Annotated in this window: 15 protein-coding genes; 12 read left to right on the top strand and 3 right to left on the bottom strand. The window is 62.4% G+C overall.

The window, feature by feature from the left end; all coding sequences use genetic code 11:
• Positions 1-18: 18 nt before the first annotated feature.
• Positions 19-537 carry a Spy/CpxP family protein refolding chaperone gene (locus OH764_RS09155; RefSeq protein ID WP_498846550.1) on the bottom strand — a complete coding sequence of 173 codons (519 nt, stop codon included), beginning with the start codon at positions 535-537 and terminating at the stop codon, positions 19-21.
• A 199-nt stretch (positions 538-736) separates the two neighbouring features.
• Between OH764_RS09155 and OH764_RS09150 the strand changes: the two genes are divergently transcribed.
• From OH764_RS09150 to OH764_RS09140, 3 genes are all read left to right on the top strand, one after another.
• Positions 737-1621, top strand: coding sequence for a LysR family transcriptional regulator (locus tag OH764_RS09150; protein ID WP_088176691.1), 885 nt, complete (start codon positions 737-739; stop codon positions 1619-1621).
• A 66-nt stretch (positions 1622-1687) separates the two neighbouring features.
• The gene (locus tag OH764_RS09145; RefSeq protein WP_020070238.1) at positions 1688-2146 is read left to right on the top strand and encodes an Lrp/AsnC family transcriptional regulator; all 459 of its coding nucleotides are present in this window, start codon (positions 1688-1690) and stop codon (positions 2144-2146) included.
• 456 nt (positions 2147-2602) lie between these two features.
• Positions 2603-3709 carry a saccharopine dehydrogenase family protein gene (locus tag OH764_RS09140; protein ID WP_110405111.1) on the top strand — a complete coding sequence of 369 codons (1107 nt, stop codon included), beginning with the start codon at positions 2603-2605 and terminating at the stop codon, positions 3707-3709.
• Positions 3710-3806: 97 nt separating this feature from the next.
• On the opposite strand, the gene OH764_RS09135 is transcribed toward OH764_RS09140, so the two are convergent.
• The gene (locus OH764_RS09135) at positions 3807-4427 is read right to left on the bottom strand and encodes a P-loop nucleotide/nucleoside kinase family protein (RefSeq protein ID WP_498846549.1); all 621 of its coding nucleotides are present in this window, start codon (positions 4425-4427) and stop codon (positions 3807-3809) included.
• Positions 4424-4564: a cytochrome bd-I oxidase subunit CydX gene (locus tag OH764_RS09130; protein WP_498846548.1), complete on the bottom strand. Its 141-nt coding sequence runs from the start codon at positions 4562-4564 to the stop codon at positions 4424-4426. Before OH764_RS09130 ends, OH764_RS09135 begins: the two co-directional genes overlap by 4 nt.
• Before the next feature lie 228 nt (positions 4565-4792).
• Between OH764_RS09130 and corA the strand changes: the two genes are divergently transcribed.
• The 9 genes from corA (at position 4793) to OH764_RS09085 (ending at position 18741) form a co-directional block, all read left to right on the top strand.
• The gene (corA, locus tag OH764_RS09125; RefSeq protein WP_498846547.1) at positions 4793-5770 is read left to right on the top strand and encodes a magnesium and cobalt transport protein CorA; all 978 of its coding nucleotides are present in this window, start codon (positions 4793-4795) and stop codon (positions 5768-5770) included.
• A gap of 352 nt (positions 5771-6122) precedes the next feature.
• Positions 6123-7085, top strand: coding sequence for a sugar ABC transporter substrate-binding protein (locus OH764_RS09120; protein ID WP_498846546.1), 963 nt, complete (start codon positions 6123-6125; stop codon positions 7083-7085).
• A gap of 533 nt (positions 7086-7618) precedes the next feature.
• Positions 7619-9214 (top strand): sugar ABC transporter ATP-binding protein, encoded by a 1596-nt coding sequence (locus OH764_RS09115; RefSeq protein ID WP_498846545.1) that lies wholly within the window; start codon positions 7619-7621, stop codon positions 9212-9214.
• Complete coding sequence (locus OH764_RS09110) at positions 9211-10287, top strand: ABC transporter permease (RefSeq protein ID WP_498846544.1); 1077 nt, start codon at positions 9211-9213, stop codon at positions 10285-10287. Before OH764_RS09115 ends, OH764_RS09110 begins: the two co-directional genes overlap by 4 nt.
• 151 nt (positions 10288-10438) lie before the next feature.
• Positions 10439-11479, top strand: coding sequence for a LacI family DNA-binding transcriptional regulator (locus OH764_RS09105; RefSeq protein WP_498846543.1), 1041 nt, complete (start codon positions 10439-10441; stop codon positions 11477-11479).
• Between the two features lie 80 nt (positions 11480-11559).
• On the top strand, positions 11560-12483 hold the full coding sequence (rbsK, locus tag OH764_RS09100) for a ribokinase (protein ID WP_498846542.1): 924 nt from the start codon (positions 11560-11562) through the stop codon (positions 12481-12483).
• Positions 12484-12955: 472 nt separating this feature from the next.
• Positions 12956-14770, top strand: a complete 1815-nt coding sequence (locus OH764_RS09095; RefSeq protein ID WP_498846541.1) for a methyl-accepting chemotaxis protein — start codon at positions 12956-12958, stop codon at positions 14768-14770.
• Between the two features lie 406 nt (positions 14771-15176).
• Entirely contained in the window at positions 15177-15938 is a 762-nt protein-coding gene (locus OH764_RS09090) for a 2-keto-4-pentenoate hydratase (RefSeq protein WP_498846540.1), read from the top strand.
• Positions 15939-16818: 880 nt separating this feature from the next.
• Entirely contained in the window at positions 16819-18741 is a 1923-nt protein-coding gene (locus OH764_RS09085) for a PrkA family serine protein kinase (RefSeq protein WP_013339422.1), read from the top strand.
• Positions 18742-18755 lie beyond the last annotated feature (14 nt).

Below are 18755 nucleotides of genomic sequence, written 5' to 3'. Positions count from 1 at the left end.
AGTCGCGTGGCCGCTCAGTTACGGCTTGACCGTGGCGTCGCTCGCCGCAGCCGGTGCCGACTTGTCGCCCTTACCCTTGCCATGATGACGCGGCCGGCCGTCTGCGCCATGTTGACGGAACGTTACATCGGCGAGCTTCTTCTGTTCGGGCGAGAAGCTGTTGTAAAGCGGATCGAATGCGTCCACCAGCTTTTTCATGCCGTCTGCGTGCGCCTGTGCGATGGTCGCGTACTGCTTCATGTCGTCGAGAGCAGACACGCTCGTGGCGGCGCGGCGCTGCTTGAACAGTTTGCCCATCGTCTCGCCGTTGCCGCGCATGACATCGGCGAACGCCTTCCACTGCGTTTCCTGTTCCGGCGTGATCTTCAGTTGCGAATGCAGATAGGCGATGCGGTCTTCGACATTGCGCTCATGACCGCCTTTCGCGACGGCTGCGGAAGCCGTCGTGCCCGAAGACGCCGCAACAGGTGCGGACGCTTGTGCGAATGCGCCGCTCATCGCGACTGCGGAGGCCAGCATGACCAGTGCTTTTTTCATCGAAACTCCTGATGTCTGTTCGAATTGGAAGTGGGACAAGGCGTGCGGCGAGCGGTCCCGGCAATGCGCCACATCGCGCGCGACAGCACTACGTGCGGATCGCTCAACCTGGCCGTGGGCGCTATTAGTAACACGTTATCCCTACAATGCGGCTCTTATGCGACAAACGCTTACAACCGAAACGAACAGGAAATAGCGGGTGGATAAATTCGTCAGCATGGAGATTTTCGTGGCCGTGGTCGAGGCGGGCAGCCTGACAGCGGCGGCAGAGCGCTTCGAGATTTCGTCGGCGATGGTCGGCAAACACATCCGCTCGCTCGAAGCCCGGCTCGGCACGCGCTTGCTCACGCGTACGACCCGCCGTCAAAGCCTCACGGAAATCGGGCGCCAATACTACGAGCAATGCAGGCGCATTCTCGCCGACGTGAAGGATGCAGAGTCGCTCGCGGAGTCCATGGCCGCCGCGCCGCGCGGCGTGCTCAAGGTAACAGTGCCGCTCACCTATGGCGTCGAGATATTTTCTCCTGCGATGACCGACTATCTGAGCGAGTGGCCCGAGGTCACGCTCGAGCTCGACCTGTCGAACCGCATGACCGACCTGGTGGAAGAGGGCTTCGACGCCGCCGTGCGCATCGGTCAGTTGCAGGATTCGAGCTTCGTCGCGCGGCCGTTGAAACCCTATCGCATGCGCGCCTGTGCGTCGCCGGCGTATCTCGCGCGAGCGGGCATTCCACGTACACCCGCTGATCTCGCGCATCACGAATGCCTCGGTTTTCTCCATTGGGGCCGCGAGGGCGCATGGCGCCTGGGCGGTGAAAGCGCCGCCGAAAACGCGTTGCGCGCGGGGCGCTTTCGCGCGAACAACGGTCAGGCGTTGAAGGTGGCCGCCTTGCGCGGCTTTGGCCTCGTGTTGCAGCCGGAGGCGCTGCTCGCACGCGAGATTGCGAGCGGCGAACTGGTGTCGGTGCTGGAAGAGCATTTGCCTGAAGGCGCGCCGGTGCATCTCGTCTATCCGCGCGACCGGCGGGCCACGCCGAAGCTCACCAGTTTCATCGACTTCGTGATAGAGCGTTTCGGCGCGTGATGCTTGCCGCCTGACACTGAAGACGCGCGATAATCCGCAGCACTGCGACCACTTTCTTCTCCCCCGATGAGACCTCCGCGCCTCGACCAACTCGACGATCTCGACCGCAACCTGGTAGCGCTGCTTCAGGCGAACGCGCGCGAGAGCGTCGCCAATCTCGCTCGCCAACTCGACGTGGCGCGCACCACCGTGATCGCGAGAATTGCGCGGCTCGAGCGCAGCAACGTGATTGCGGGCTACAGCGTGCGGCTCGGCCAGGACGTGCTCGATTCGAGCATCTACGCGTACGTGGGCATCATCATCGCGCCGAAGCATGGGCCGGCCGTGCAGAAGCGCCTCGGCAAGATGCCCGAGGTGCAACTGTTATGCGCAGTGAGCGGCGAGTTCGATTACGTGGCCTGGCTGCGAGCGGATTCGCCGGATCGTCTGAACGATCTGCTCGATCAGATCGGCGGGCTGGAAGGCGTGGAGCGGACCACGACCTCGATCATTCTCGCGCGCAAGATCGACCGCGGGATGGTGTGAAGTGCTGCATGCTTTTACGTCGTTTTAATGCGTTTTCGACGTTTCGTCGGGGTGGTTCGTCAAAACGTCGAAGTCGGTAGTCATTGCGCAGCATTTTGCGTGTATGAACTGTTTTTGCTTCTCCCTAAACTGTCGCTCAAGGGTTCAGCCCGCCGCGCGCCGCGCCTTCATGGGCGGTGCATTCTGAAACTGGAGACAGCGCACAGAAAAGGCCGGACAGGCGCGGAAGCGCTGGCTTCGGTCGACCGCTGTGCGTGGGACCAGAGTAAGTGCTGAAGCGCCAACTCTGATCGACCGCTGTGCATGGGATCAAAGTAAGTGCTTTGCATGGGACTGGAGTAACGCGCTAAAGCGCGAACTCCAGTCGACAGCTAAAGCGCCAACTCTGATCGACCGCTGTGCGTGGGATCAGAGTAAGCGCTAAAGCGCCAACTCTGATCGACAAAGGAGAAGAATATGAAAGTTGCCATCGTTGGTGCAGGTTTGATCGGTCACACCATCGCCCATATGCTGCGCGAAACCGGCGACTACGACGTCGTCGCGTTCGACCGCGATCAGCATGCGCTCGACAAACTAGCCGCGCAGGGAATTTCAACCCGCCGCGTGGACTCCGCCGATGCAGCCGCGCTGCGTGCCGCGGTTCATGGCTTCGACGCGCTCATCAACGCGCTGCCGTATTACCTCGCGGTGAACGTGGCCGCTGCCGCGAAGGGCGCAGGTGTCCATTACTTCGACCTGACCGAGGACGTCCGCGCCACTCACGCAATCCGCGCGATCGCCGACGACGCCGATCACGCGTTCATGCCGCAGTGCGGTCTCGCGCCGGGGTTCATCGGCATTGCCGCGCACGAACTGGCGAACCGCTTCACCGAAATTCGCGACGTCAAGATGCGCGTCGGCGCGCTGCCGCAGTTCCCGACCAATGCGCTGAAGTACAACCTCACGTGGAGCGTGGACGGCCTCATCAACGAATACTGCCAGCCGTGCGAAGCGATCCGCGACAGCCGCACGCAGTGGGTGCAGCCGCTCGAAGGTCTCGAACATTTTTCGCTCGACGGCACCGAGTACGAGGCGTTCAACACGTCGGGCGGTCTTGGCACGCTGTGCGAAACGCTGTCGGGCCGCGTCGAATCGCTCGATTACAAGTCGGTACGCTATCCGGGCCACCGCAACCTGATGCAATTTCTGCTTGAGGACTTGCGTCTTTCGAGCGACCGCGACACGCTGAAAACGATCATGCGCCGCTCGGTGCCGTCGACCGCACAGGACGTGGTGCTCGTGTTCATCACGGTAAGCGGCATGCGCGACGGTCAGCTCGTGCAGGAAGTGTTCACGCGCAAGATCTTCGCGAAGACGATTTGCGGCGTGCCGATGAGCGCGATTCAGATCACCACGGCGGGCGCGATGTGCGCAGTGCTGGATCTGTTCCGCGAAAAGAAGTTGCCGCAACGCGGTTTCGTGCGTCAGGAACAGGTCTCGTTGCGCGAGTTCCTTGGCAATCGCTTCGGCCAGTTGTACGAAGGACAAGCGTTGGAGTCGCTGCAAAGCGCAGCGACCGTTTAACAAGCAGTGTCGACGCAAACGAACGCCCCGCATGCGGGGCGTTTTTCGTTTGCTTCGTCATGCTGCGCCTGCTTGACGTTGCGCCGCAGCGCGGCCATCACACAGGCAGCGGAGGCACCGTTGCCGACGCCACCTGCGGTGCGCCGAGAATGCGCGTGAGCAGTGCGTCATGATCCGCAGCGCTCGGCGCAGTGTTGTCGAACATCAGCAGATCGCTGCACATGTCGCCGGACGGCACGAAGCGCCGCTGCCGGTACTCGTCCCAATGCGCGAGCTTGTATGCGTCGCTCGGATTGGCGCGTTCCATGATCCGCTGATGCGCCGTCTCCTCCGGCACCTGCACCCACACGACCCGCACGGTGACTTCTTCGCCGATCCCGAGCCAGGCGCGATCGAAAAGCCGCCGCTCGCGGACTTCACGCGAGAGCGGCGCGACTACCAGCGCGCTCACGCCCAGTTCCAGATTGTCGCGCGCGGTTTCGACGAGACCCCGATACTCCGGCTCACGCAGATGCTCGAGGAAAAGCGGGCTGTCCCGATCGTTCGCGTTGCCGGTCAGCATGTGCATTGCGGCTGCGCTATAGCTGCCGTACAGCGTGTCCTTGTCCAGCAGACAGAACGGCGAACCCGTTGCTTTCATCAGCGGGCCGATCAGTTTCCTTGCGAGGGTCGTCTTGCCCGTGCCCGCGTGACCGCAAATAAAGATCAGACGGCTCACGAAAATTGACCCTGCGCTTCGATTGCCACGCGTTGCGATTCGCGCGCAAACTTGCTATTAGCTTGCAGCCCGATTGCATTGACGGCGCCAACGCCCAACGCCGGACCCATGCTGGCAATCCAGCTGATGTAGCACATTGCGGTCTCCCTAGTTTCGCTGTTTGCAACGATCATGAAGAAGAACGCGGCGGCACGCAAGGTCGGATGTGCGCGTCCTTGCACGCTATTTGCGCCGCTTAACAATTCGATACGTGAGAGCCGCCGACAGCCCTTAACATGGCGGCTATCGCACTCCATTCATGCAGACCGGGCTACGCATACGCAACGCGTTGCAAGGCCGCTCTGTTCGCTTTCAGGGTAATCAACATGCTGATCAATTGTGCCGCCTATCAGGACGGCCGGAAGCTGGCAGACATCGACATCGATAGCATCAGCGACTATGTGGCCCGTCCCGAATGCTTCGTCTGGGTCGCGCTGAAAGACCCGGGCCCCGGCGAACTCGCAGTGATGAAGCATGAATTCGGCCTGCACGACCTCGCGATCGAAGACGCGCAGAACGGACATCAGCGTCCGAAAATCGAAGAGTACGGCGAGTCGTTGTTCGCCGTGATGCATACCTTGGAGATGGACGAGGATTGCGAACTGCTGATCGGTGAAGTAGACGTATTCGTCGGAGCTAACTACGTGCTGTCAGTGCGGCGCGGCACCCGCACGGGCTTTCAGAATGTGCGCGCACGCTGCGAGCGCGAGCCGCAGTTGCTCAAGGCGGGCGCGGCGTTCGTGCTGTATGCGCTCGCCGACGACATTGTCGACCGCTATTTTCCGATCGTCGAGGCGATGAACACCGAAATCGAAGCGATCGAAGACCGCATCTTCGAGCATAACGACTCGGCGGGTTCGCGCGCGATCATCCAGGATCTGTATTCGTTGAAACGGCGCCTCGTGATTCTTCAGCATCACATCGCGCCGTTGCAGGAGGCGATCAGCAAGCTGACGGGCGGTCGCATTCCGAGCGTTTGCGAAGGCATGCAAGCTTACTTTCGCGATGTTTACGATCATCTTGACCGGATCGTGCGCATCATCGACGGACGGCGGGAAATGGTCGTGACCGCGGTGCAGGTGAACCTCGGCATGATCTCGCTGGCGGAGAACGAAGTGACCAAACGGCTCGGTTCGTTCGCCGCGCTGTTTGCCGTGCCCACCATGATCGCCGGTATCTACGGCATGAACTTCCAGAACATTCCGGAACTGCATTTCCGCTACGGCTATCCGCTGTGCCTCGCGATCATGCTGACCGTCGACGTCATCCTTTACTTGCGTTTCCGTAAGGCCGGCTGGCTCTGATCCGACTCACGCCAATGTGTGGTCCCCGCTTGCATGCGGCGCAATAAAAGTCCAGCATAGGCGGCCCGCCGACTGCCGAAGTTGCAGCCGGCGGCAAGACCGTCACGCGCGGACCGAGCGAGGACCTATTGCTACACACCACCAGCACAGACGCACGGCTCACGTTTCGGCGCGAGGCGAGGGGCCGTCTGCGCAAGACTGGCAGCACACTGCAGTTTGTGCGTGCCGGTGCACTGCAACACCACGATTCGTTGACAATCCGGTCGCACTGCGCTGAGAATGAGTCCCGCAAACGTTTGCGCGTAACTAAAAATACGGTTCGACCTTGAGCCGACAAACCCAGGAGATATGCATGAGCAACCGCATTCGCCGCCGCATCGTCGCGGCCGCAATCCTCGCCACCGCTAGCACCGCTTTGCCGTTTTCCGCCGCCTATGCTCAGAACGCACCCGCGCATAAGCCGAAAGTCGCGCTGGTGATGAAGTCGCTCGCCAACGAGTTCTTCCTGACCATGGAAACCGGCGCGAAGGACTACCAGAAGCACAACTCGTCGCAGTTCGACCTGATCACGAACGGCATCAAGGACGAAACCGATACGGCGAACCAGATTCGCATCGTCGAACAGATGATCGTGTCGAAGGTGGACGCGATCGTGCTGGCTCCGGCCGATTCTAAGGCGCTCGTGCCGGTCGTCAAGAAGGCCGTGGACGCGGGCATCATCGTCGTGAATATCGACAACCGGCTGGACCCCGACGTGTTGAAGTCGAAGGACCTGAACGTGCCGTTCGTCGGACCTGATAACCGCAAGGGCGCGCAAAAGGTCGGCGACTACCTCGCGAAGAAGCTGAAGGCGGGCGACGAGGTCGGCATCATCGAGGGGGTTTCGACCACGACCAATGCGCAGCAGCGCACCGCGGGCTTCAAGGACGCGATGCAGACCGTCGGCGCGAAGGTCGTCTCGGTGCAGTCGGGTGAATGGGAAATCGACAAGGGCAATGCAGTTGCGTCGGCCATGCTCAACGAGTACCCGAACCTGAAGGCGCTGCTCGCGGGCAACGACAACATGGCGATCGGCGCGGTCTCCGCAGTGCGCGCGGCAGGTAAGCAAGGCAAGGTGCTGGTGGTCGGTTACGACAACATCAACGCGATCAAGCCGATGCTGAAAGACGGCCGCGTGCTCGCCACCGCCGACCAGTACGCCGCGAAGCAGGCTGTGTTCGGTATCGATACCGCGCTGAAGGCCTTGAGCGAGCACAAGAAGCAATCGCAGTTGTCGGGCGTGGTGGAAACGCCGTGCGATCTGGTGACGAAGTAAGCGTCGCTGAGCCGACCCTGATCGACTGGCAGGGCGCGCGGAGTCGCGCGGACGAGGCGACGCAAACGCGGCTGGAGTCTTGCCGTGAATGGGGTCTGGTAGTGGCTGTAGTGGTGGCTCGGAGTGACAAAAGTCATGCGGGCGGCGGGTGTGCCAGGTCTCGGTGAAAGCCGAGGCGGAAGCAAAGCCGATGGCAAAGCAAGGCCGAAGCAAAGACCGCAGCCGCGCCACCACGAAGCCACAACCGGGCTACAACCGGTCCACAACCAGGCCAAACCAGAACACAAGCGCCGCCCAAAAAACAACGACTCCGCGCTTACTTTTCAATGGACGCTCAATAGCCGCTCAAGAAACCTGCCGGGCCGCCGTTAATTCAGAGGTAAGCGTCATGACGGCGGCTGCGCGGCGGAGGGAGCGCAGCCTTAGCGCCTGCGCATTCCGCGCACTGGGCCGGCATTGACCACACGGCGCCGGACGCGCCCTCGTCGAGCCAATCGTACGAGGCGCGCCTGACGCGGTGAAACAGGATCGCGATGGATTCAACCGACCACGACGCCTTGCCTGCCATTCTGTCCGTTAGCGGCATTGGCAAGACTTACGCCGAACCCGTGCTCGCCGACGTGTCACTGTCGTTGCGCGCCGGCGAGGTATTGGCGCTCACCGGCGAGAACGGCGCCGGCAAGAGCACGTTGTCCAAGATCATCGGCGGCCTTGTCGAGCCGACCGCCGGCACCATGCGCCTCGCGGGCCAGCCTTACGCGCCGGCTAGCCGGACCGAAGCCGAAGCGCTCGGCGTGCGTATGGTGATGCAGGAGCTGAATCTGCTGCCCACGTTGTCGGTCGCGGAAAACCTGTTTTTGAACCGCTTGCCGCGCGCGGGCGCGTTCAGCTTCGGCTGGATCGACCGGCGCAAGCTGCGTGAGGATGCGCGTCACGCGATGGCGCAGGTCGGGCTCGACGCGATCCATCCGGATACGCTTGTCGGCGAGCTCGGTATCGGCCATCAGCAGATGGTGGAGATCGCCCGCAACCTGATCGACGATTGCCGCGTGCTGATCCTCGACGAGCCAACGGCGATGCTGACCGCGCGCGAAGTCGATCTGCTGTTCGAGCAGATCGACAGGCTCAAGGCGCGCGGCGTCGCGCTGGTCTATATCTCGCACCGGCTCGAGGAGCTGGCGCGAGTCGCCGAGCAGATTGCGGTGCTGCGCGACGGGCGTCTCGTGCACGTCGACGCGATGGCCAATCTGACGAGCGACGAAATCGTCACGTGGATGGTCGGCCGCGAACTGGGCGAGCAGATCGATCTCGGCGTGCGCAATATCGGCGCGCCGCTGCTGAAAGTGGATCGGCTCACGCGCGGCAAGGTCGTGCGCGACGTGTCGTTCGAAGTCCGCGCGGGCGAGATTTTTGGCGTCAGCGGTCTGATCGGCGCGGGCCGCACGGAGTTGATGCGGCTGATTTACGGCGCTGATCCGAAAGACGGCGGCACGGTGGCGCTGGCCGCCACGCCGGGCGCGCCGCCCACGCCGGTGCAGATCGATTCGCCGTCGGACGCGGTGCGCGCGGGGATCGCGCTCATCACCGAAGACCGCAAGGGCGAGGGTCTGCTGTTGCCGCAGCCCATTGCGGCCAACGTGTCGCTCGGCAATATCGGCAGCGTGGCGCGGCACGGCATCGTCGATGCAAAGCGCGAAAACGCGCTGGCGAAAAAGCAGATCGACGCAATGCGGATTCGCAGCTCCGGACCGGGGCAGATTGTCGGCGAGCTGTCGGGCGGCAACCAGCAGAAGGTCGTGATCGGCCGCTGGCTCGCGCGCGATTGCCGCGTGCTGTTATTCGACGAACCTACGCGCGGCATCGACGTCGGCGCCAAGTTCGATATTTATGGCTTGATGGGCGCGCTGGCTCGTGAAGGACGCGCGCTCGTCGTGGTGTCGAGCGACCTGCGTGAGCTGATGCTGATCTGCGACCGGATCGGCGTGATGTCCGCAGGAAGCCTGACGGGTGTGTTCGAACGCGATACATGGTCGCAGGACGCGTTGCTGGCCGCCGCTTTTGCCGGCTACCGCAGCCGCGAAGCGCTGTTGCACACACTCGATACCAATGAAGCAGGGAGTTTGTCATGACCGATCAATCGTTGCGCGAAACGTCGGGCGCAAAGCAGGGCGGAGCGGCTGCAAACGGCGACACTAACGCAAACGGGAAGGTGAACGCAGTCGCGGCCGATCCATCCGCGCCGCTCGCGAGCGGCAAGCCGGCCGGCACGCGGCTGGGATTCTCGAATTACCTCGGCCTTGCCGGCGCACTGCTTGGCATGATCGTGTTGTTCTCGCTGCTGAGTTCACACTTTCTGACGTACGACACGTTCAGCACGATCGCCAATCAGATTCCGGATCTGGTCGTGATGTCGGTCGGCATGACGTTTGTGCTGATCATTGCGGGCATCGATCTGTCGGTCGGTTCCGTGCTGGCACTCGGCGCCTCCGTGGTGAGCGTGGCGGCGCTGAAGTGGGGCTGGGGGCCGTTGCCGGCGGCGCTGCTCGGCGTCGCCGCCGCCGCGCTGACCGGCACGATCACGGGCGCGGTCACGGTCGGCTGGCGGATTCCGTCGTTCATCGTGTCGCTCGGCGTGCTTGAAGCAGCGCGCGGTCTCGCCTATCAGATGACAAATTCGCGCACCGCGTACATCGGCGACGCGTTCGACTTCCTGTCGAACCCGATCGCGGTCGGCATTTCGCCGGCGTTCCTGATCGCGGTGGCGGTAATGGTGATCGCGCAACTCGCGCTGACGCGCACGGTGTTTGGCCGTTATCTGGTCGGCATCGGCACCAACGAGGAGGCCGTGCGGCTCGCGGGCGTCAATCCGCGGCCTTACAAGGTAATCGTGTTCGCCCTGATGGGCGCGCTCGCGGGCCTCGCGTCGCTATTCCAGATTTCGCGTCTGGAGGCGGCCGATCCGAACGCGGGCGTCGGCGTGGAACTCCAGGTGATCGCGGCGGTCGTGATTGGCGGAACGAGTCTCATGGGCGGGCGCGGTTCGGTTATCAGTACATTTTTTGGCGTGTTGATCATTTCGGTGCTGGCGGCCGGGCTCGCGCAGATCGGCGCGAACGAGCCGACCAAACGCATGATTACAGGCGCGGTGATCGTGGTGGCAGTGGTGCTGGATACATACCGCAGCCGCCGCAAGCGTGCCTGACGCCCGGAAGATTAGCGCGTGTCGGGCGGTTGCAGGGCTGTTTGCGGTAAAGCGTAAGAATTGACGAGTGTGACGTGCCTTCGATAAGGATGTCTTGCAGGTCTGCAGTAAGCATGACCGGCGGGAAAAACAGGCGGGAGAGCAACAGGTTATGGCGACGATCAAGGATGTAGCGGCCGTGGCGGGCGTGTCATTCACCACGGTGTCCCACGTGGTGAACAACTCGCGTCCCGTGTCGGCAGACGTGCGCGCGAAGGTCGAGCACGCCATTCGCCAGCTTCACTATGTGCCGTCGGCGGTGGCCCGTTCGCTGAAGGCGCGCGCCACCGCGACCATCGGACTCGTCGTGCCGAACAGTACGAACCCGTATTTTGCGGAGCTCGCGCGGGGCATCGAGGACGGTTGCGCCCGCAACGGCTATTGTGTGTTCTTCTGCAATTCCGACGACGACCCAGCGAAGCAGCGCAACTATTTGCGCGTGCTGCAGGAAAAGCGGATCGACGGATTGATCGTCGCGTCTGCCGGCGACGACGCGGTACTCGCGCAGACTCTCGCCGACGCGCGCGAGCCCCTCGTGATCGTCGACCGCAATATTGAAGGCGTGAACGCCGATCTCGTGCAGATCGACCATGAAAAGGGTGCGTATCTGGCTACCCGTCATCTGCTCGAACTTGGACATGTGCAGATCGGCTGCATCAGCGGACCGGTCGAGACGGCGGTGAGCGCGATGCGGGTCCACGGCTTTATCCGCGCAATGACCGAACGCGGCATCGAGATTCCGCCCAATGCGATCGTCGAAAGCGACTTTTCGGGAACCGGCGGGCATCGCGCGGCGGCGCAACTGTTCGACACGCTCAAGCCGTCGGCCATTTTTGCATGCAACGACATGATGGGCATCGGCGCGTTGCGCGCCGCGGCGGAGCGCAATATCAGCGTGCCACGCGACTGTTCGATCATCGGTTTCGACGACATCGAACTCGGACGCTTCACGTATCCGGCGCTGTCGACAGTCGGGCAATCGGTGCGCGCGCTCGGCGACATGGCGGCTCAGACGCTGATCGAACGCATCGCGGGCAAGTCGTCGGCGAGCGCGCGGCCAGCCGGTCGTCGACGTGTGGTCTCGCCGCGGCTCATCGTGCGCGAATCGACGTCGGCATGGGCCGGCGTGGGAAAACGCGATCTCGCGGCTTGAGCGCGGAGTTCCCGCTCGGACGTGTGTCGAACCGCAAAGCACATCGGCAGGTTTGGAAAGCTGGATTTCGGGAGAAACGAGTGTCAAGTAACGAAACGCGTGCACGCGTGGCAGTAGTCGGCAGTCTGAACATGGATCTGGTCGCGCGCGCGCCGCGTTTGCCGCATCCCGGCGAAACGCTGGCTGGCCGCACGTTCGCGCAGGTCGCGGGCGGCAAGGGCGGCAACCAGGCGGTGGCCGCGGCCAGACTCGGCGCGCAGGTGTCGATGCTCGGCTGTGTCGGCGCGGACGCGAACGGCGCCCAGTTGCGTGCGGGGCTCGAAGCGGAAGGCATCGATTGCGCGGCGGTTGAGACCGGCCGTGAGGCGACGGGCGTCGCGCTGATCGTCGTCGACGATGCGAGTCAGAACGCGATTGTCATCGTTGCGGGCAGCAATGGTGAAGTGACGCCCGACACTATTGCGCGTCATGAAGCGGTTCTGTCCGCCGCTGACGTGGTGATCTGCCAGCTCGAAACGCCGCTCGACACGGTGCAAGCGGCGCTGGCCACGGCGCGGCGGCTCGGCAAGACGGTCATTCTGAATCCGGCGCCGGCCACGGGTCCGCTTCCCGCCGAGTGGCTGCCGCTCATCGACTATCTGATACCGAACGAACTGGAAGCAGCGACGTTGACCGGCTTGCCCGTCGGCTCGCCCGAAGAAGCGGCCACTGCGGCTGCCGTGTTGCGCGCGGCCGGCGCGCGCAACGTGCTGGTGACGCTCGGCCCGCGCGGTGTGCAGGCGGCGCTCGAAGGCGCGGCGCCGGCCTTGTACGACGCGCCGAAGGTCAAAGCCGTCGATACGACGGCGGCCGGCGACACCTTCATCGGCGGTTTCGCCGCGCAACTTGCGCAGGGTGCGAGCGTGGAGGCAGCGATCCGCTTCGCGCAGCGTGCCGCGGCGCTGTCGGTCACGCGCGCGGGCGCGCAACCGTCGATTCCCACGCGGGATGAAGTGGAAGGCTGAGTGTCGGGATGAGGGAGGCGTCGGGCGGCTGGCGTCGATCCTTGCATGCCGTGCTGCGATGTTCGGGGCGCGTGCGGTGCCTGTTGAATATGCCGTGCACCCGTCGCGCTTGACACGCTCCACGCCGCCTCGTTTCTTGCTCCCGCCGATCTGCTCGTCTGCCGAACCGCCGAGTGTCGAGCCCGCCGGCCAGTTAGCCAGATAGCAGGTAGCCGGTTCACCACGTCAACATTCCCACGCCGCCAACGCTCACTGCCACCAAACGTCAGCGTCCGTCAACCCGGCTTCACGCATCACATCCCATCCCCGCACCGCACCCCCGCCCGATCTTCCTTGCATTTCTTGCTAACTTCGGCGAAACGACTTTCTTCAGACGATAAGCGCTTCAAGTATCCCGCTTACTTGCCGTAAACGAGGCTAATAGAGCAAGACGTCTAAACACGCTCTCATCCGTCTACTTACAGGAACAAGCATGTTGAACAAAGGAATTTCGATCAAGGCGCGGATCGGCCTGACGATGGCTTTTCTCGCAGCGCTTCTCGTTGGCATCGGCGCATTCGGTCTATTCGGCATGGGCCGTTCTAACGACGCGTACAAGGATACGTTCACCAACTCGATGCCGAGCGCGGTCAACATCGGCAACGCCGAGTTGTTCGCGGCGCGCGAGCGTCTTGCACTCGACCGCGCAGCGTTCATGATCGGTACGCCCGAGGCCACGGCGACGCTGGAGCGCGCGCGCGGCATGCGTACCACCTCCGACATGTGGTGGAAGAAATACATGGACCTGCCGCGTGAGCCCGACGAAGACCGCCTCACGCAAGTCGTGGTCGGCAAGCGCGATGCACTGCATCAACAAGCCGACGCGTTCTCAGCAATCGTCACGGCTGGCGACCAGAGCAAGTTGATCGACGGCGCCAAACGCCTGCAGATCGCCTACAACGAACTCGCCACTGCCGACGAGGCGCTCAGCAAATATCAGTTCGATCAGGCCCGGGAGGGTTTCGAATCCGCTCAGTCGAGCTTCGAGATGTTCCGCATGGTCAGCCTCGGCGCGCTGTTCGCCGGTGTCCTCGCGGCGGTGCTGTCGTATGTGGCGCTCAGCCGGGCAATCGCCCGCCCGCTCGCCGAGGCGCTGGGTCATTTCGACGCGATCGCCGCAGGCGACCTGCGCCGTCAGGTCGTCATCACATCGCGCGACGAAATGGGGCAGGTGCTCGAAGGTATCGCGAAGATGCAGCGCAGTCTCACCGAAACGGTGCGCGCGGTGCGCGGCGGGAGCGAGTCGATTGCGACCGCGACGCGTGAGATCGCGGCAGGCAACATCGACCTGTCGTCGCGCACGGAAGAGCAGGCGTCCGCGTTGCAAGAAACGGCGTCGAGCATGGAAGAATTGACCGGCACTGTGAAGCAGAACGCCGAGAACGCCCGCCAGGCAAGCTCGCTCGCGGCCAATGCATCGGAAATCGCCAACAAGGGCAGCGCGGTGGTCGGCCAGGTGGTCGGCACGATGGGCGAGATCAACCAGAGTTCCGCGAAGATCGCCGACATCATTTCGATCATCGAAGGAATCGCGTTTCAGACCAACATCCTCGCGCTGAATGCGGCTGTGGAAGCTGCGCGTGCCGGCGAAGACGGGCGCGGTTTTGCGGTCGTCGCGGGCGAAGTGCGCAGCCTTGCACAACGCTCGTCGGCGGCGGCCAAGGAAATCAAGGAGCTGATCGATACGTCGGTGGACCGCGTGCAGTCGGGCTCGGCGCTCGTCGACGAAGCGGGTCGCACGATGACTGAGATCATTGGCGCGGTGCAGCGCGTGACCGACATCATGGGCGAAATCGCCGCGGCCTCCGAAGAGCAGAGCAGCGGTATCGACCAGGTGGCGCGCGCCGTCACCCAGATGGACGAAGTGACGCAGCAAAATGCCGCTCTCGTCGAAGAAGCGGCCGCAGCGGCGTCTTCTCTGGAAGACCAGGCCGGCAAGCTGCGCAGCGCGGTCGCCGTGTTCCAGCTCGAAGACGGTGGCGCGCAAATGTCGGGCGGCTCGCTGTCCCGACATCTGCCGACGCCTGCTCGGGTCGCCCCGGCTGTGCCGCGGTCGGCGCCTCGTGCAGCCCCACGCGCAAGCGCCACGGCGCCGGTTCAGCATGTAAGCGCTGCTCCCGCGCCTTCGGCAGCAGCCGCGCCGGCACCCGCGCCCGCCGCACCGAAAGCCGCTCCGGCGCCGCGTGCGCCTGCGAAGGCTGCGGCCGTCGCCAGCGCCGGCAGCGATCAGGACTGGGAAACGTTCTGACCGGACGTCTAATGTAGTGGCCTGTACGCCGCTCGGGCCGTGGGAGTGTGCGTTGCAATGATCGTTCCCGACGCGTCGGCTGCGGAAGCCGTGGCGGCTGAGCCGCCTGCAAAAAAAGACCGCGCTTGCATATGTAAGCGCGGTTTTTTTATGGCGTGTGCATTAAGTCGCGTTTGTCGAGCGGCCGACGCCCTGGCGGGCTTCACGATCCGGTACATTGACGGGCGCGGCTACGGTAATTCGTGACCGGATCGCGGCTGTCGGCTGTCCGGTCCTGAAGAGGGCGCTGCCGCGCAAACCGCTGCGCAGCACGTCTCGTCGCGCTTTACCACTCTTGACCACCGCGAACCATCGCTAACCACCGCGCTGCAGTAGCCGTTAAATGCGCCAGCCATAAAGGACCGACATGACGCCACACGACCTCGCGCACCGCCTCGTCGAAGCACGGCGGCAGCATCGCCCGATCGACGGGCTCGTGCCCGAACAGATGCCGCCGGACGCCGCCACCGCTTACGCGATCCAGCAGGCGGTTATCGCGGGTCTCGGCGACTCCACCGGTGCGTGGAAGATCGGCGCGAAGGTGCCCGGCGGAGCCGCCTCTGGCGCGCCGATCCCCGCTTCGCTCGTGCTGCCTTCGCCCGCGCGAGTGGCTCACGCGGGCTTCTTTCGCGTGCTGCTCGAACTTGAGATCGCGTTCCGCTTCTCCGAGGCGATCGAGCCCCGCGGCCGTGCCTACGCGCGCGACGAGGTTCTCGCGCTGGTCGGCGAAGTGCTGCCGGCCATCGAGATCGTCGATAGCCGCTTTGCGGAATGGCCCAACGTCGCGCCTCTCGCCCAACTCGCCGATGCCCAGAATAACGGAGCATTGATCACCGGCCACCCGGTGCCGTACGCGGGACTCGCGCGCGGCTTCGATTTCGTTTCGCCGGAACTGGAACTGAGCTTCGACGGCGATTCGCTCGTGCCGGACGCGACCGGTAATCCGGCGGGCGATCCGCGCGAACTGCTGGTGTGGTTCGTCAACCATTGCGCCGCCATGGGCATCACGATCGAGCCGGAGTGGACTTTGACCACGGGCTCTTATGTCGGTGCGCACAATGTGGGCAAACCCGGCGTTGTGCGCGGCCATATCGACGGACTTGGAGAGGTCGAGATCGAACTGACCTGAAGCCGTGACACTGTGTGATGTGACACGGTGCCCGGTTTCTATCGCATGTCGTTCTTGTAACGGCGCATTACAAACACCGCGTTTAACGGCTGCCAATGGGCGGCCGTTTTACATTTGATGCGTCTGCGCTTACTGCTTAGCCGTATACCCTATTGAACCGTTTGAATACCGCGCCGTTATCCAGTTAACGGAGAGCGAAGAGAGCGAACAGCGAGCGAACAGAGCGGCCGCGAGCGGTAAGAAACATACATGCGCGACACCGGTGGCGCACATTCTGCAACAGGTATGAGTGAGTGCGAGCGATGCAGGCAACCATGTCGTCGACGCGGTTATGTCAAAGCGGCGAAGCAGGGAAACCGGCGGCTCGATAGCGAAGCACGGAGAGCGGCACAACGATTTCTGAGTGGATGTGAATCGCGATGGAACAAAACCTCGCGTACATGGACGAACAGCATGGAACTGCGCCGGCGGACCGCGCACGCAACGGTGGTCGACCGACATGTAACAGATGCGAAGACATGTAGACCAAACGCATGTCCAAGCGTTAGGAAGAAAAGTGCGATAGCAAAAAGAGCGGGGACGTAGCGCGAATTTTGCAAGGCGCTGGCTTCAAGGTACGCGGTGTGCGTGTGCAGCCATCGCGTGAATGTAAGTGTTGGAGTGACTCGGTGAGCGGGCTGTTCGATCGTTCGACGCGCAAGATTGTAGGTCGTCGAAACACGCTTTCCAAGTGATGAATGTTGGGAGGCGAATGCGGCGCGATTTTCGCAACGTAGTTCGTGAAAAAAAATTTAAAAGGGTTTAGGATGAATTCGAGCGATGTCGTTTCCGAATAGCGCGCCGCGCACGACATCGGTCTAGACTTCGGCGAGGAGGTAGCATGGATATCTACAGCAGTTTCGCGACCCGCTTCGAGAAAACACGAGAGGACGAACTCTCGCTCGAGGAGTATCTCGCGCTCTGCAAAGACAATCCCGCCGCGTACGCCACGGCTGGCGAACGCATGTTGACGGCAATCGGAGAACCCGAACAGATCGATACTCGCAACGATCCGCGTCTGTCGCGCATCTTCGCGAACAAGGTCATCAAGGTATACCCCGCATTCCGTGAGTTCTACGGAATGGAAGAGGTGATCGAGCAGGTCGTCGCCTACTTCCGGCACTCGGCCCAGGGGCTTGAAGAGAAGAAGCAGATTCTGTATCTGTTAGGCCCGGTCGGCGGCGGCAAATCGTCGATCGCGGAACGCCTGAAGCAGCTCATGGAGCGCGTGCCGTTCTACGCGATCAAGGGTTCGCCCGTGAACGAATCGCCGCTCGGTTTGTTCGACTACGACGAGGACGGTCCGATCCTCGAAGAGCAATACGGCATACCACGCCGCTACCTGAAAAGCATTCTGAGCCCGTGGGCGGTCAAACGCCTGCACGAGTACAACGGCGACATCCGTAAATTCCGCGTGGTGCGGCGCTATCCGTCCATCCTGCGGCAAATCGGTATCGCCAAAACGGAGCCTGGCGACGAGAACAATCAGGACATCTCCTCGCTCGTCGGTAAGGTGGACATCCGCAAGCTCGAACAGTATGCGCAAGACGATGCGGACGCATATAGCTACTCGGGTGGCTTGTGTCTCGCGAATCAGGGCCTGCTCGAATTCGTCGAAATGTTCAAGGCGCCGATCAAGGTGTTGCACCCGCTGCTGACGGCGACCCAGGAAGGCAACTTCAAGGGCACGGAAGGCTTCGGCGCGATTCCTTTTGACGGCGTGATTCTCGCGCACTCGAACGAGTCGGAGTGGAAGGCATTCCGCAACAACCGCAACAACGAAGCATTGCTCGACCGGATCTTCGTCGTGAAAGTGCCGTACTGCCTGCGCTACTCGGAAGAGATCAAGATCTACGAGAAGCTGTTGCGCAATTCGTCGCTCGCCAATGCGGTATGCGCTCCCGGCACATTGAAAATGATGGCGCAGATGTCGGTGCTCACGCGCTTGCAGGAGCCTGAAAATTCGAGCCTCTTTTCGAAGATGCAGGTCTACGACGGCGAGAATCTGAAGGACACCGATCCGAAGGCGAAGTCGTACCAGGAGTATCGCGACTTCGCGGGCGTGGATGAAGGGATGACCGGCGTGTCGACCCGCTTCGCGTTCAAGATTCTGTCGCGCGTGTTCAACTTCGATTCGACCGAAGTCGCGGCGAATCCGGTGCACCTGATGTACGTGCTCGAACAGCAGATCGAGCGCGAGCAGTTCCCACCGGAAACCGAGCAGAAGTATCTGTCGTTCATTAAAGACGTGCTTGCCTCGCGCTACGCGGAATTCATCGGTAAGGAGATTCAGACCGCTTATCTGGAGTCGTACTCCGAATATGGGCAGAACATTTTCGATCGCTATGTGACGTATGCCGACTTCTGGATTCAGGATCAGGAGTTCCGCGATCACGACACTGGCGAGAGCTTCGACCGCGCGGCATTGAACGCCGAGCTGGAGAAGATCGAGAAGCCCGCCGGCATCAGCAACCCGAAGGATTTCCGCAACGAGATCGTGAACTTCGTGTTGCGCGCGAGAGCTGCAAATGCAGGGAAGAATCCTGCGTGGATCAGCTACGAGAAGCTACGCGTGGTGATCGAAAAGAAGATGTTCTCGAACACGGAGGAGTTGCTGCCTGTCATCTCGTTCAACGCCAAAGGCTCGGCGGAAGAACAACGCAAGCACGAAGACTTCGTCAACCGGATGGTGGCGAAGGGCTATACGCCGAAGCAGGTGCGCTTGCTCTGTGACTGGTATCTGCGCGTGCGCAAGTCGTCATGATCCGCATCGCGTGC

Source organism: Burkholderia sp. M6-3 (assembly GCF_050858985.1).
GTDB lineage: Bacteria > Pseudomonadota > Gammaproteobacteria > Burkholderiales > Burkholderiaceae > Paraburkholderia > Paraburkholderia caledonica.
The sequence above is the reverse complement of the archived record's forward strand: the minus strand, read 5'-3'. Positions and strand labels throughout refer to the sequence as shown.

What these genes read in the sequence shown, in the direction of transcription:
- OH764_RS09155 (WP_498846550.1), bottom strand. Translation starts at nt 537, where the DNA reads ATGAAAAAAGCACTGGTCATGCTGGCCTCCGCAGTCGCGATGAGCGGC.
- OH764_RS09145 (WP_020070238.1), top strand. Translation starts at nt 1,688, where the DNA reads ATGAGACCTCCGCGCCTCGACCAACTCGACGATCTCGACCGCAACCTG.
- OH764_RS09140 (WP_110405111.1), top strand. Translation starts at nt 2,603, where the DNA reads ATGAAAGTTGCCATCGTTGGTGCAGGTTTGATCGGTCACACCATCGCC.
- OH764_RS09130 (WP_498846548.1), bottom strand. Translation starts at nt 4,564, where the DNA reads ATGTGCTACATCAGCTGGATTGCCAGCATGGGTCCGGCGTTGGGCGTT.
- corA (WP_498846547.1), top strand. Translation starts at nt 4,793, where the DNA reads ATGCTGATCAATTGTGCCGCCTATCAGGACGGCCGGAAGCTGGCAGAC.
- OH764_RS09120 (WP_498846546.1), top strand. Translation starts at nt 6,123, where the DNA reads ATGAGCAACCGCATTCGCCGCCGCATCGTCGCGGCCGCAATCCTCGCC.
- OH764_RS09115 (WP_498846545.1), top strand. Translation starts at nt 7,619, where the DNA reads ATGGATTCAACCGACCACGACGCCTTGCCTGCCATTCTGTCCGTTAGC.
- OH764_RS09110 (WP_498846544.1), top strand. Translation starts at nt 9,211, where the DNA reads ATGACCGATCAATCGTTGCGCGAAACGTCGGGCGCAAAGCAGGGCGGA.
- OH764_RS09105 (WP_498846543.1), top strand. Translation starts at nt 10,439, where the DNA reads ATGGCGACGATCAAGGATGTAGCGGCCGTGGCGGGCGTGTCATTCACC.
- OH764_RS09095 (WP_498846541.1), top strand. Translation starts at nt 12,956, where the DNA reads ATGTTGAACAAAGGAATTTCGATCAAGGCGCGGATCGGCCTGACGATG.
- OH764_RS09090 (WP_498846540.1), top strand. Translation starts at nt 15,177, where the DNA reads ATGACGCCACACGACCTCGCGCACCGCCTCGTCGAAGCACGGCGGCAG.
- OH764_RS09085 (WP_013339422.1), top strand. Translation starts at nt 16,819, where the DNA reads ATGGATATCTACAGCAGTTTCGCGACCCGCTTCGAGAAAACACGAGAG.